16 protein-coding genes are annotated in these 13,377 nt (G+C 68.0%); 13 read left to right on the top strand and 3 right to left on the bottom strand.

What is annotated here, in order from left to right:
- The first annotated feature begins 27 nt into the window (after window positions 1-27).
- From INP57_RS22390 to INP57_RS22370, 5 genes are read left to right on the top strand one after another with little or no spacing between them, the layout of a single operon-like run.
- Window positions 28-360: a hypothetical protein gene (locus INP57_RS22390; protein ID WP_200072276.1), complete on the top strand. Its 333-nt coding sequence runs from the start codon at window positions 28-30 to the stop codon at window positions 358-360.
- A 16-nt stretch (window positions 361-376) separates the two neighbouring features.
- Window positions 377-682: a pore-forming ESAT-6 family protein gene (locus INP57_RS22385; RefSeq protein WP_200072275.1), complete on the top strand. Its 306-nt coding sequence runs from the start codon at window positions 377-379 to the stop codon at window positions 680-682.
- Between the two features lie 54 nt (window positions 683-736).
- Window positions 737-1,078, top strand: coding sequence for a DUF6507 family protein (locus INP57_RS22380; protein ID WP_200072274.1), 342 nt, complete (start codon window positions 737-739; stop codon window positions 1,076-1,078).
- On the top strand, window positions 1,075-2,262 hold the full coding sequence (locus tag INP57_RS30410) for a GH-E family nuclease (RefSeq protein WP_295141920.1): 1,188 nt from the start codon (window positions 1,075-1,077) through the stop codon (window positions 2,260-2,262). The genes INP57_RS22380 and INP57_RS30410 overlap by 4 nt, the downstream gene beginning before the upstream one ends.
- A 12-nt stretch (window positions 2,263-2,274) precedes the next feature.
- A complete protein-coding gene (locus INP57_RS22370) occupies window positions 2,275-2,862 on the top strand; it encodes a suppressor of fused domain protein (RefSeq protein ID WP_200072273.1) in 588 nt (195 codons plus the stop codon).
- Window positions 2,863-2,949: 87 nt separating this feature from the next.
- Here the strand turns inward: INP57_RS22370 and INP57_RS22365 are convergent, their stop codons facing one another.
- Window positions 2,950-3,147 carry a DUF397 domain-containing protein gene (locus tag INP57_RS22365; RefSeq protein WP_200072272.1) on the bottom strand — a complete coding sequence of 66 codons (198 nt, stop codon included), beginning with the start codon at window positions 3,145-3,147 and terminating at the stop codon, window positions 2,950-2,952.
- Window positions 3,128-3,973, bottom strand: a complete 846-nt coding sequence (locus tag INP57_RS22360; protein ID WP_200072271.1) for a helix-turn-helix domain-containing protein — start codon at window positions 3,971-3,973, stop codon at window positions 3,128-3,130. The genes INP57_RS22365 and INP57_RS22360 overlap by 20 nt, the downstream gene beginning before the upstream one ends.
- A 190-nt stretch (window positions 3,974-4,163) precedes the next feature.
- Here INP57_RS22360 and INP57_RS22355 point away from each other — a divergent pair, with 190 nt between their 5' ends.
- Window positions 4,164-4,496: a hypothetical protein gene (locus INP57_RS22355; RefSeq protein WP_200072270.1), complete on the top strand. Its 333-nt coding sequence runs from the start codon at window positions 4,164-4,166 to the stop codon at window positions 4,494-4,496.
- A 229-nt stretch (window positions 4,497-4,725) separates the two neighbouring features.
- Here the strand turns inward: INP57_RS22355 and mftR are convergent, their stop codons facing one another.
- Complete coding sequence (gene mftR, locus INP57_RS22350; protein ID WP_233628064.1) at window positions 4,726-5,343, bottom strand: mycofactocin system transcriptional regulator MftR; 618 nt, start codon at window positions 5,341-5,343, stop codon at window positions 4,726-4,728.
- 80 nt (window positions 5,344-5,423) lie between these two features.
- Between mftR and mftA the strand changes: the two genes are divergently transcribed.
- From mftA to INP57_RS22315, 7 genes are all read left to right on the top strand, one after another.
- Complete coding sequence (gene mftA / locus INP57_RS22345; protein ID WP_200072268.1) at window positions 5,424-5,522, top strand: mycofactocin precursor MftA; 99 nt, start codon at window positions 5,424-5,426, stop codon at window positions 5,520-5,522.
- Complete coding sequence (mftB, locus tag INP57_RS22340; RefSeq protein WP_200072267.1) at window positions 5,500-5,805, top strand: mycofactocin biosynthesis chaperone MftB; 306 nt, start codon at window positions 5,500-5,502, stop codon at window positions 5,803-5,805. The genes mftA and mftB overlap by 23 nt, the downstream gene beginning before the upstream one ends.
- Before the next feature lie 32 nt (window positions 5,806-5,837).
- Window positions 5,838-7,043: a mycofactocin radical SAM maturase gene (gene mftC / locus INP57_RS22335; protein WP_200072266.1), complete on the top strand. Its 1,206-nt coding sequence runs from the start codon at window positions 5,838-5,840 to the stop codon at window positions 7,041-7,043.
- Window positions 7,044-7,133: 90 nt separating this feature from the next.
- The gene (locus INP57_RS22330) at window positions 7,134-9,095 is read left to right on the top strand and encodes a mycofactocin system FadH/OYE family oxidoreductase 1 (RefSeq protein ID WP_200072265.1); all 1,962 of its coding nucleotides are present in this window, start codon (window positions 7,134-7,136) and stop codon (window positions 9,093-9,095) included.
- Window positions 9,092-11,059 carry a mycofactocin system FadH/OYE family oxidoreductase 2 gene (locus INP57_RS22325; protein WP_200072264.1) on the top strand — a complete coding sequence of 656 codons (1,968 nt, stop codon included), beginning with the start codon at window positions 9,092-9,094 and terminating at the stop codon, window positions 11,057-11,059. Before INP57_RS22330 ends, INP57_RS22325 begins: the two co-directional genes overlap by 4 nt.
- Window positions 11,056-12,003, top strand: a complete 948-nt coding sequence (locus INP57_RS22320; RefSeq protein WP_200072263.1) for a mycofactocin-associated electron transfer flavoprotein alpha subunit — start codon at window positions 11,056-11,058, stop codon at window positions 12,001-12,003. Before INP57_RS22325 ends, INP57_RS22320 begins: the two co-directional genes overlap by 4 nt.
- On the top strand, window positions 11,996-13,363 hold the full coding sequence (locus INP57_RS22315) for an FAD-dependent oxidoreductase (protein WP_200072262.1): 1,368 nt from the start codon (window positions 11,996-11,998) through the stop codon (window positions 13,361-13,363). Before INP57_RS22320 ends, INP57_RS22315 begins: the two co-directional genes overlap by 8 nt.
- Window positions 13,364-13,377: the final 14 nt, after the last annotated feature.

Genomic DNA, 13,377 nt, shown 5'->3' with positions numbered 1-13,377 from the left:
TGTTCTCGCGTTGGAGGGTGGGCGTCGATGAAGTTCGACATGGGGTCGTCGACGTTGTCGGCGTTGACGAAGCAGACGCAGGGTTCCAGCGATGATCTGGGCGCGTTGATCCGCCAGCTCATCGCCGCCGCGGAACCCCTCGAAGGCAAGTTCAACGGGGCCGGACGGGCCGCGTTCGACTCGTTCAAGGCACGGGCCGACGAGATCACCGGCGAGCTCAACGGATCGCTGTCGGCGATCTTGGGCGGGCAGTCCGGCATGGACCGCTCGTTCGGCCACGGCGACACCGACATGGCCGACAACGCCTCGGCCAACCAAGGCTCGGCCAACTTCGACGCGGCCCGCTTCGGCGCCCGCTGAACCCGGGGGAATCGTCATGAGCATGGACCGGCGCAGCTTCGACACCGGCATCTCGCAATCCGTCCAAGGCGACATTCAAGGCATCATCGGACGCCTGGAATCGGTGATCTCGCAACGCGACCAGGCCGTGGCCGCAGCCATGGCCGACTTCCAGGCCGACGGCGTCTCCGACGACTACCACCACGTCGAGCAACGCTGGAAGTCCGCGGCCACCGAAGTCCGCCAGATCATCAACCTGCTCAAGCAGACCATGGCCCAGAACGACGACTCCGCCAACAGCGCCATCTCGCGGGCGCGGTCCGCGGTGCAAGGCATCGGCTGACCGCTTCTGGTTCGGCCGGTGTCGGGGTTGGTTGGTCGTAGGGGGTTTGCAGGCGTGGAGTGGGACATTCACCCGGAGCAGGTGCGCGGTGTGCTGGCGCGTACCGCGAGTACCGCTTCGGAGTTCGACGGGCACATGACCGCGATGCGCTCGGAGATGGAGGGCGCGGCCGGGCAGGCGTCGTCCGGGATCATCAGGCAAGCCCTGGCCGGGTTCGCCGAGGCACGTGGGCCGGACATGCAGTTCGTGTTCTCCCGCATCCAGTCCGCCATCGGCGGCGCCTCGACCGCGGTCGGGGCGTATCTGCAGGGTGATCACGAGATGGTCCGCAACGCCCAGCGCGGCGTTGCCTCGGCACCGGATCCGCGTGCACACATGCCGGGAGGACGGCGGTGATCAACCCGGGAGCGATCCCGCAGATCCCCGGCAACATGGACGCGCTCTCGGCCCATGCGAACGGTTTGCGCACGGCCGGGACGGGTTTCGCCGACACCGGCGCCGATGTGCACTCCACTTGGCAGGGCTTGGCGCCCGCCTACCTGGCGCCGGAGTCCGAACAGTTGTTGCAGGCCACCCGGCCGGTCACCGAGACTGCCGGCAACGTCGGCCGCGACGTCGAGCAGGTCGCGGGCGCGTTGCAGCGCTACGCCGACGAAGTCCGCCCCCTCCAGCAACACCTCCGGGACTTAAAGGCGCAGGCCGAAGCGCTCGTCGCCGATATCCACTCCTACGAGAACCAGAAGCCGTCGACCTCAGAGCTGGCCGCCTCCGCCAAAACCGGCATCGTCCCCGACAAGGACTGGACCGACGACGGCGACCTCACCGACCGCGACGCACAGTTGATGTCCGCGGTCAATCAAGCGGTCGCGGACTGGATGGCCGCCCAACGCCGCTGCGCGAATGCCATCACCGGCCTCTACGGCGGCCGGCACTACACCGCCGACAACGCCGACGGGAACCGCACTGGGGGCGAGTACGGCTACTCGGCCGACCAACTCACCGCAGCTGCCGGTAGCGACCAAGGATTGCCCTGGGGACGCACCGAAGACACCAGCAACCCCCTGGCCGACATCGGCCACACCGCCCTCGACCTCGGCGGCCTCATCCCCGGCATCGGCGAACTCGCCGACGGCGCCAACGCCGCCTGGTACGCCGCCGAAGGCGACCACCTCAACGCCGGCCTCTCCGCCGCCGCCATGATCCCCATCGGAGGCTGGGCCGCCACCGGCAGCAAACTCGCCGGCAAAGGCGCCAAAGCCGCGCGGACATACAAGCGGCCGTCAGGATTCCGCAAGAACGTCCGAGACACGGTGTGGAATGACGCGGAAAAGGCAGCTCCGGACGGGCAAGTGCGTGATCCATCGAGCAATGAGGTAATATCTAAAGAAGAGCCTTGGCATATGGGACATCGGCCTGGGTTCGAGTTCCGCAAGCATCAGTCAAGCGCTGAGGAACGTGGCATCACTAGGAAGCAGTTCCTCGACGAACACAACAACCCGGACCACTACCGCCCGGAGAAGCCTCAACACAACTCCGGGCATCGAGGCGAAGACCACACCGATTCCTACTTCGGACCCTAGCATGGAGTGTCGATGAGCGACGTCACCGAGGACAACCGAGCGATCGCTCGTGCCGCGGCCGCCGAGTTCGGCGGGAAACCGAGCGTGACTCGCTTTTGGGATGACCAAGACAGCAGCGCGGTCGACATCCTCGAATGCCCGGACAGCCCCACAGAAGGCGTCACCTCGTGCAGCACACTCGGACTCTCCGACCACCCGCTGGTGCGCGACGGTAACGAATACCCGGTACGGGTCGAGGTCGTCGGCGCGGGAGCCACCGACAACGAGCACTTCCCGAACATCATCAGCACCATCGCCTTCTTCATCATCAACGATCAGTGGTTCTGCTCGCCCGGGTCGATATTTCCCGACGTCGTCGGGATGTACTACCCCGCCGCCACGATGCGGCACATCTTGTTCGTCCCGCCATTCCTCTGGGCCGATGAACTGGAGACGATGCATTTTCCCGGAAAGACCGTGGCGTGGTTGCAGGCGGTCCCGATTTCCGAGGGTGAGAGGCAGTACGCGACAGCGAACGGCTCAGACGCGCTGCAAGACCTGTTCGTGCAAAATCAAATCGACGTCTTCAACCTGGACCGCGATTCCACTGTCGCCGAATAGTCTTCACGTGCGTTTGCTGGTCATCCGCTAATACCCGTGTGCCCCGGTGTTAGACCTCCGGGGCACACGAGCGCGTGGCGATCTCTTCTATCCCCGGTCGAACTGGCCGCCCCTCAGCGACTTCAAGAAAGATCCGAACCGGTCGCGACTAACAACCAGGAAAGCACCCTCCGGTTCCTTGCTGTCCCGCACGGCACGCACCGCCGGGACGTTCGAGGCCACTTCGACGCAAGTGCCGGCGCCGCCGCCAGCGCTGTAGCTGCTCTTACGAAACTCGAAGTTCATTCTCGTACTCCTCGAGGTAACCAGTTACCAGTGCCTTCGACTCTGCCGCGTCCAGCGCGACGTTGTCCAGATTTTCCAGTACTTTCCAATAAGTATCCTCCGATTGGCCGTCGATGAACACTCCGCTCCCCTGGTTCTCGAGGTAGACGACGTGGCAACCACCGAGCCCGTAGAAGACGAACGAACTCTCGCAGCCCCAGTAGGCACCGGCGGAGAACGGAACGACCCTGACAGACCGACCCTCCTCCCCACCTACCGTGATCAAGGCCCGTAGCTGCTCGACCATGGTTCCGGCATGAGACTTGACCCGGCGTCGCAGTGCCGCTTCGTCGAAGAAGGCGCTGTAGCGCAGTCCGGGGCGCGCCAGCACCGACTGGCGGCCGACCCGGTTGAACACCGCCCGCTCCCGCTCAGCCGAGCCGAGAGGCGTGGTGCTGATCAATCCGCGCGTGTAGTCGGGTGTTTGCAACAAGCCGGGCATCACCGACACCTGGAACTCGTAGATCGACTGCGCCTCCGCTTCGTAGGCGGAGATCGCGCTCAGCTGCTGCGCTACCGCATCGCCGACGCCAACCCACGTCCCCGACACATCCCCCGCCAGCCGGATCAGCCGATCCTTCGCGGGCCCGGTGACCGACAGCGCGGTCAGGACGGACGCGACCTCGTCCACTTCCGGTCTGCGGACTCCCGTCTCGATTCTCGACAATGTCGAACGGGAAATGTCCGTCGCGTTGGCGAGGCGATCCAGCGTCCAGCCGAGTGAATCTCGACTGCGCCGTATCTCAGCTCCGATCGCCCGAGCCTGGGAACCTGCGAATTTCGACACCCTGACCTCCTTCGACGGCTTCGGTGCGCGTGCAAGGGCTGAACGGGCGGCCATTGCCTGCGACTTCTCAGAAAACCCGCGCATTGCTAGGTTTCCGCAATCAGCAGATCCGACAGCGAGCATAACCGACCGGACCGACAGTCCAGCGATTTCAGCTTTCCTGACGGCCGGCGGGCGAATGGAGGCGGAGATGGGCGATGCGGAAAGAACCAGGAACGTGCGCAGTGCCGGACGCGTGCTGGATTTCATGGCCTCGACGAAGGAATCCTTGTGGCACGTGGCAGGAATGGACGCGCAAGGCCCGGCGCCGACGATGCTGTGCGGGCATCGGCTCCGCGGAGTGGTGCACCGCCGACTCGCGGCCCTCAACGAGGCGCAGTCACCGCTGGTGTGCGCGGCGTGCTGGGTGAGCCTGCACAACAGGCAGGAGCCGGGCGAGCCGACCGGGCGGCACGCATTGCAGACCGGATCCGATCCACCGGCGGCCGAGCCCGATCCGCGTTGGCCCGCGGCGCATTTCTGACCGCCCCGAATACCGAGTGAGCGGCTGGTTCGACCGAACCGACGGCAGGCTCACTCAGACCGCTCTCGCAACTTCCCCGGAACCGTGCGGACTCTCCCTCCGCGCCACCGCACGATTCCGGGGCGCCTCCCGCTCGCTGCACCGCTGTCCCCTCCGCAGCGCGCTGCGCGAGGGAGGCGGGCAGGGCGCGCCGGACCCCCGACATTGCGGCGCGCCCTGCCGACCGGCGTCACACCGCGGAAAATCCCTCGGCCAAGTGCCGCAAGGCGTCGTCGAGGACGGAGCACAGATCGATGCCGGGTTCCTGCAACCATCGCTCGTAGGCGGCCAGCGCAGCACCGAGCGCCGCGTAGGCGACGGTCTGCGGAATCAGCGCCGACTCGGCGATTCCGAGGCGCTGCGCGGCGAATTCCGCCACCACGGCGCGCCATTCCGCATAGCGCAGCGTCGAGTGGGCCTGCAGCGCAGGCACCCGCAAGATCAGCTCCAGGCGCCTGCGGTGCCGCTCGGTCTCGGCGGCGTCGACCCGGTTGAACTCCACGACCACGGCGCGCACCGAATCCATCAGCGGCTCATCGGCGGGCCGGGCGCTGAACCGCTGGCGCATCAGGTCGAGCTGCTCGGTGAACCGGCCCCAGACCACGTCGTTCTTGGAGTCGAAGTAGCGGAAGAAGGTGCGCCGCCCGATGCCCGCGGCCTGGGCGATCCGGTCCACCGTGGTGTGCTCGAAACCGTCGCCTGCGAACAGGTCGAACGCGACCTGTTCCAGCTCGTGCGGGCTGGTGCTGCGCCGCCGGCCCGGGCCCGGGGTTGCTCCGGACGGGTGCTTCGGGGCTGCTGCGGACATGACCTCTTCCATTTTGACACTCGGTGTCGTTATCGTTCGTGGTCGCCGTCACAACGCAGTGACCGAACGAGGAGCATCCCATGAGTGAAGCTCAGGCCGACGAGCCCGCACCGGAGACCGTCGAAGACGACTTGCTGGTCGAGGAAGTGTCCATCGATGGCATGTGCGGCGTCTACTGATCACGGCGCGGCGGCCGGGTTCGATCCCGGCCGTCCGCACCGGCTGAGCCCGAACGTCTCGCTGCGCCCGGAGCGGTTCGGCGCGCTCGTCTACGACTTCAGCACCCGGAAGCTGTCGTTCCTGAAGACGCTCGAACTCGTTGCCGTGGTTCAGGAATTGGACGGCAAGCCCGATGTGCACTCCGCGCTCGCGGCGGCGGAGGTGCCCGCCGAGCAGCACCCGAAGTACCTCGAAGCCCTAGCCGGGCTGTGCAGCGCGGGCACCATCGCACCGCGCGACTGACTCCCACCACCAGCCGGGACGCAAGGAGACCCATGCGACTCGTCGAGCACTTCCAGCACGGCCTGGACTCCCCGATCTGCCTGACCTGGGAGCTGACCTACGCGTGCAACCTGTCCTGCGTGCACTGCCTTTCCGCCTCCGGGCGCCGCGATCCGCGCGAACTGTCCACAGCGGAATGCAAAGCGGTCATCGACGAGCTGCAGCGGATGCAGGTCTTCTACGTCAACATCGGTGGCGGCGAACCGACCGTGCGATCGGACTTCTGGGAACTGGTGGAGTACGCAGTGGACCACCAGGTCGGCGTGAAGTTCTCCACCAACGGCGTGCGGCTCGGGCCGGAGCGGGCGCGGTGGCTGGCGAACACCGACTACGTCGACGTGCAGCTGTCCCTGGACGGTGCGACGGCTGAGGTCAACGACCGGGTGCGCGGCGAAGGATCGTACGACACCGTGCTGGCCGCGATGGACAACCTGCGTGCCGCGGGGTTCTCCGGATTCAAGATCAGTGTGGTGCTGACCAGGGAGAACATCGACCAGCTCGACCAGTTCAAGGAGATCGCCGACTCCTACGACGCGCAGTTGCGGCTCACCAGGCTGCGGCCGTCCGGACGCGGCGCCGACGTGTGGGACGAGCTGCACCCGACCGCCGAACAGCAGCGCCAGATCTACGACTGGCTGGTGGCGCACGGCGAAGGCGTGCTCACCGGGGACTCGTTCTTCCACCTCAACGCGCTCGGATCCACGCCGCTGCCCGGGTTGAACCTGTGCGGGGCGGGGCGCGTGGTGTGCCTGATCGACCCGATCGGCGATGTCTACGCCTGCCCGTTCGCGATCCACTCGGAATTCCTCGCCGGGAACGTGCGCGACGACGGCGGATTCGGCTCCGTGTGGCGGGAATCCGAACTCTTCGAGCGGCTCCGGGAGCCGCAGACCGGTGGCGCCTGCACCTCCTGCTCGGCCTACGACGCTTGCCAGGGCGGGTGCATGGCGGCGAAGTTCTTCACCGGGTTGCCGTTGGACGGGCCGGATCCGGAGTGCGTGAAGGGCAACGGTGAACGGGCGCTGGCCGGGGTCGGCGCGGGCGTGCCGAAGCCGGACAAGGACCACTCGCACCGGACCCGGCCGCGGGAGAAGAAGGGCGGGCCGGTGCCGGTCGGCATCGGCTGGGGCCCGCCGGAACCCGAGGGGATTCCGGATCGGGCCTGCGACACGAGTCCGCTCGCGGGGTTCCGGCCGTAGCGGACGGCGCGTCCTGTTCGGAACGCTTCAGGTTCCCACCGTTTTCACCCGTGGCGCACGCGTCACGCGACCAGGAAGTCGGCTCCCACCATGAACCTGCCCGATCCCGACGCCGGAACCGGCCTAACCGGACCGATCGGGCTGGGCGGCCGGACCGCGCCGAGCCGCGTGCTGTTCGGACCGCACGAGACCAACCTGGCCGACGGCAGAGCGATATCCGGTGCGCACGCGGCCTATTACGCCGAGCGCGCTTCCGGTGGCGCCGGTGTCGTGGTCACCGAGATCGCGTCGGTGCACGAGTCGGACCATCCTTACGAGCGCGCTCCGCTCGCCACCGAGTGCGTGAGCGGATGGTCAGCCGTCGCTGATGCTTGCCATCCACATGGGACTCTCGTGCTGGCCGGGCTCGGACATGCGGGATCGCAGGGTTCTTCGGCGTTTTCGCAGTCGGCGTTGTGGGCGCCGTCCAGAGTGGCCGACGTGGCAAGCCGTGAGCTTCCGATGGCGATGGAGATGCGGGAGATTCGCGCACTCATCGGAGGATTCGGCGACGCAGCTGAACTGGCCGCAGAGTCCGGAGTGGACGGCGTGGAAGTGAACGCCGGGCAGTACTCGCTGCTGCGTCAGTTCCTCTCCGGACTGACCAATCAGCGCGGTGACGCCTACGGGCAAGACCGTGCGCTGCTGGTGCGCGAAGTAATCGGCGAGATCCGGTCGCGGATGGGGTCCGGGATGCTGCTGGGACTGCGGCTGTCCTGCGACGAACTCGCCCCGTGGGCCGGGATCACCGAAGATCAGGGCAAGGAGTTCGCGGCCTCGCTCGCTGCCGAGGTCGACTATCTGGCCGTGGTGCGCGGGTCCGCGATGGGTGCGTCGGCGACGACACCGGACTCGCATACCGAGCCTGGGTTCAACTTCGCCCTGTGCGGGGCGATCCGCGAAGCCGTCGCCGGAGCCGCTCCGGTCGTGCTGCAAGGCTCGGTCGTCGAGGCCGAGCAGGCGCAAGTCGCGCTGGACGAAGGTGCGGCCGATCTGGTCGAGATGACCCGTGCGCAGATCGCGGATCCGGGGCTGGTCGGCAAAATTCGCACCGGGCAGCGTGACCGGGTACGCCCGTGCACGTTGACCAACCAGAAGTGCCGGGTTCGGGACAACCGAAATCCGGTGGTCAGCTGCGTCGGCGAACCGCGCAGCGGGCACGAGACCACCGATACCGACGTCTCCCCCGGCAGCGGCGGTGAGCCGGTCGTCGTCGCCGGCGGCGGGCCCGCCGGGCTCGAGGCGGCGCGAGTCCTGGCGATGCGCGGGCATTCCGTGCACCTGGTCGAGCGGAACGAACGGCTCGGCGGAATGCTCGCGCTGGCTGCATTCCTGCCCGCGCGGGAACGGATCGGCAAACTCGTCGACTGGCTCATCGGTGAAGTCCGGCGTCTCGACGTCCAGATCACGATCGGCGAGGAAGCCGACATGGAGGCGCAAAACCTGGTGCTCGCAACAGGTTCATCGCCCGGACCGCGGCCTTATCAAGTCGGCGAGGGCGCGGTCGTGGTCGACGTCGTGGACTTGCTGCGGGCGGTTCGGGACGGCGACCTGGATCGGGCCGTTCCCGGCGGGCCGGTAGCCGTGTTCGACCCGGTCGGTGATGCGACCGGTGTCGCCGTTGCGGAATTGCTCGCCGCTACCGGCCGCGAGACGGCGATCCTCAGTCAGGACCAGGTCATCGGAACGCAACTCGCGCTCACCGGGGATCTGGCCGACGCCAACGCGCGACTGCAACGGGCGGGGGTGACGATGGCCAAGCGCAGCCTGCTGCGTGCCGTGCGGGGCGGTGCGGCGGACATCGAGGACGTGTTCACCGGAGAACACCGGAGCATCGCCGCGAATTCGGTAATCCACTGTGGTCACCGGGTTCCGGTTTCCAGCGACGCGCCGGAGCGTGCCCGCACTGCCGGGGACCGCGTCGCGCCGCGCACCGCGCACGAGGCGATCCTCGAAGGACGGCGTGCGGCGCTGAGCTTCGCGCGGCCCCGAGCTCTGGTGGAGGCGTCATGAGCGCATCCGGCCGCTACAAGCACCTGTTCACCCCCCTTCGGCTCGGCCCGGTGACGGTGCGCAATCGGATCGTGTTCTCCGCGCACCTCACCAACTACGCGCGCAACGGATTGCCGAGCGATCAGCACGCGGCGTACTACGCGGAGCGCGCGGCCGGCGGAGCCGGGTTGATCATCACCGAAGAACATTCGACGCACCCGACGGATTGGCCCTACGAGAAGCTGATCCACGGGTTCCACCCGGAGGCGGTGGACGGCTACCGCAAGATCACCGAGGCGGTGCACGCGCACGGCACCCCGATCTTCGCGCAGCTCAACCACAACGGCGGCCAGGCGTCCAGCATGTACTCGCGGCTGCCGGTGTGGGCGCCGTCGGCCGTGCCCGACCCGATGTTCCGGGAAGTGCCGAAAGCCGTCAGCCACGCCGAAATAGACGAGATCGTGGCGGGTTACGCGCTGGTCGCCGGACATTGCCGGGCCGGCGGGTTCGACGGTGTCGAGTTGCAGTGCTCGCATTCCTCGATCGTGCGGGGGTTCCTGTCGCCCACCACGAACGTCCGCGAGGACGAGTACGGAGGTTCGCTGCGCAATCGCGCCCGGTTGCTGCTGCGGCTGGTCGCAGCGGTGCGCGAGGCCATCGGACCGGATCTGGCGCTCGGTGTGCGGCTGTGCGGGGACGAGCTGATCGAAGGCGGCACCACGATCGACGAAGCGGTAGAAGTCGCGCGAATGGTGGAGTCCACCGGCGCGGTGGATTACGTGAACACTTCGATCGGCGTCGCGACGTCCACTCTGTACATGATCGAGGCGTCGATGAGCGTCCCACCCGGTTACGCCATGTTCATCCCGAGCGCCCTGCGCAAGGCCGTCGACCTGCCGGTGGTCGGAGTCGGCAGGTTCAAGGACCCCGTGCAGGCCGACCGCGCCCTGATCGAAGGTCACTCCGATCTGATCGGCGTGGTGCGCGGTCAGATCGCGGACGCGGACTTCGCGGCGAAAGCGCGCGCCGGACACGCTACGGACATCCGGACTTGCCTCTCCTGCAACCAGGAATGCGTGGGCCGGATGGGGCTCAACCGCTGGCTCGGCTGCATCGAGAATCCGCGCACCGGCAAGGAGAGCGTGCCGCTGCCGATGCCCGGCGCGGGCAAGCGGGTGGTGATCGTCGGCGGTGGTCCTGCCGGGTTGCAGGCCGCCGCGACCGCGGCCCAGCGCGGGCACCGGGTGACGCTGCTGGAACGGCAGGAAACCACCGGTGGACAGGTGTCGGCGGCGGCGAGCGTGCCGCAGCGGGCGGAATTCCTCGATGTGGTGCGGAATTCGCTGGCCGAGTGCCATCGCCGCGGGGTCGATGTCCGCACCGGTGTCGACGCTACCGGCCAGAGCATAAGCGAGCTGCGGCCCGACGTCGTGGTGCTGGCGACCGGCGCCCGCCCGCAGGCCCCGTGGTGGGCCGGTGGACTCGATCGGGTGGTGGACGTGCGCGACGTGCTGGAGGGCCGCGCCGAGCCGGACGGCCAGGTGATCGTGGTCGACGACCTCGGGTTCCACCAGGCGACCTCGGTCGCCGAGCTGCTGGCCGATCGGGGCTGCTCGGTGCGGATCACGACCTCCGGGATGGTCGTCGGCCAGGACCTCGGGATCACCCTGGACATGGAGACGTTCAACGCACGCGCCGCGGAGAAGGGCATCGCGCAGACCACTGATGAAGTGGTCCTCGGCGCCGCGGCCGACGAAAGCACCGGAGGTGTCCGGTTGCAGATCTTGCGGCACACCACCGGCAGCAATGACGAGGTGCCGTGCGACTGGGTGGTGTGCGCGACGCATCAAGAGCCCGAGGAAGCGCTGTGGCACGAACTGTCCGAATCGGACATCTTCGAGGTGCACCGGGTAGGTGACTGCATCACACCGCGGCGCGCGCACGCCGCCGTCGTCGAGGGGCATCGAGTGGCGGTGGGACTATGACCCGCATCGAGTCCGATGTGGTCGCGGTGCTCGTGGTGCGCGACGGGATACCGCCCGTGGGCGGTGATGAAGCCGTCGCCGAAGCTGGCGGAGCAGCGGTTTTGATCGGCACGGGCTGCGCCGGAGCCGTTGCCGAGCTGCCGATCCGCCGCGGCTGGTGCGCCGAGGCGGGCCCGTTCGCCGCTGGCGCCTTCGCCAAGGCGTTGGCGTCACCGCTGACCGATGTTCCCCGGATTCTGCTTCCCGCGTCCCCGGACGGGCGCGACCTCGCACCCCGGCTCGCCGCCGAGCTGGACCGGCCGCTGCTGGCCGGTGCCACGCGGTTCACCGCCGAAGGAACCGATCTGGTGCGCTGGGACGGTCGGCTCGGCGTGCAGGTCGACACTCCGCCCGCCTGCGTTGCGACTCTGGTTCCCGGCGTGCGCGGCGCATTGCCGTTCTCGGGGGACCGCGAAGTAACCACAGTGGACGTCGAGTTGCAGCATGCCGACGCGGAAGTCCTGGAGGTGCTCGAACCCGATCCCGCGACGGCCGACCTCGCCGAATCATCGAGAATCCTGGGCGCAGGAGCCGGGCTCGCGCGCGGCGAGCTGTCCGGCCCGGACGCGATCGCCGCGCTCGGCGAACTAGCTGACGCACTGCGCGCATCGGTCGGCGCGACCCGCGTGGTCACCGATGCCGATTGGGCGCCCTACGAACGGCAGATCGGCACGACCGGCGTCGTCGCGGATCCCGACCTCTACATCGCATTCGGCGTTTCCGGTGCGGCGCAACACATCGGCGGCCTCCGCGACCCGCGGCACACCGTGTCGATCAACACCGACGCCAGCGCGCCGATGACCGCGATGGCCGATCTCGGCCTGGTCACTCCCGCGCAACCGCTGCTCGCGGAACTGGTGCGCAGACTCGCTAACCGCTCGGCCGGACAGGAGCACCATGCCTGAGAACAACGCCTCCGGTGCCGGACCGGCCGCGGGTGCGGTCACGATCTCCGAGCCGCAGGACTACGATTTCGACGCCATCGTGGTCGGTGCCGGGCCCGCCGGTTCCGCCGCCGCGCTCGAGCTCGCCCGCGCGGGCCGCTCGGTGGCGCTGGTCGAGCGCGGGCCGTTCCCCGGTTCCAAGAACGTCTACGGCGGCGTCGTGTACGGGCGCGTGCTCGACGAACTGCTGCCCGGCTGGTACGACCGGATGCCGGTGCAGCGCTGGGTTACCCGCAGGCAGACCATGCTGCTGGGCGGCGATCGCTCGATGACCGTCGACTTCCGCACCCAGAACTGGGGCCGTGCGCCCTACAACGGTGCCACCACCTTCCGCGCCGAATTCGATTCGTGGCTGGCCGAGAACGCGCAGGAAGCGGGCGCCGTGCTGGTCCCGTCCACTGTGGCCGCTTCGTTGCTGCGCACGCCGGACGGCCAGGTGCGCGGCATCCGCACCGATCGTCCGGACGGCGACTTGACCGCGCGGGTGGTGATCGCCTGCGACGGCGTGAACTCGTTCCTGGGCAAGCAGGCGGGTTGTTTCACCGGCGACCAGGCCGATCACACGACGCTCGGTGTGAAGGAGACGCTGGCGCTGCCGAAGGCGACCATCGACGAGCGGTTCGGCGTCACCGGTTCGGACGGTGTGGACATCGAGATGCTGGGCGCGACGAAAGGTGTTCCCGGCGGCGGTTTCCTCTACACGAACGCGGACTCCGTGAGCATCGGACTCGTCCTGGGGCTGCGCGGGCTCGCGAAGGCCAAGATGCGTCCGGAGGCCATCCTGGCCGATCTCAAGGAACATCCGTCGATCGAGCCGCTCGTCCGCGGTGGCGAGCTGGTCGAGTACTCCGCACACCTGATTCCCGAAGGCGGATATCGCACGATGCCGAAGTTGACCGCGGACGGACTGCTGCTGGCCGGGGACTCGGCCGGGATGTGCCTTGCCGCGGGCATTTGGTTGGAGGGCGTGAACTTCGCACTCGGGTCGGGGATGTACGCGGGACGCAGCGCGGCGAGCGCGTTGGCCGCCGGCGATACGTCGGCGTCCGGGCTCGCCGGGTATCGGACGTCGCTGGAGAAGTCGTTCGTGCTCGGCGACCACAAGAAGCTGCGGGACGCGCCCGGATTGGTGCTCTCCGATCGGATGCAACGGCAGTATCCCGGCATGATCTGCGACCTCGTCGAAGGGATGTTCACAGTGGACAACCCGCGTCCGAAACCGGGCCTGCGCAGGCTCCTGCGACGGTCCATGAAGCGCAACGGAGTGCGGGTGCGCGACCTGGCCAAGGATGCGCTCACCGGCCTGCGTTCGTTCGGCTGAGCACTGACGGGAGG

The organism is Saccharopolyspora galaxeae, from assembly GCF_016526145.1.
GTDB classification, from domain to species: Bacteria; Actinomycetota; Actinomycetes; order Mycobacteriales; family Pseudonocardiaceae; genus Saccharopolyspora_C; species Saccharopolyspora_C galaxeae.
This window is presented reverse-complemented; position numbering and strand designations above follow the sequence as displayed.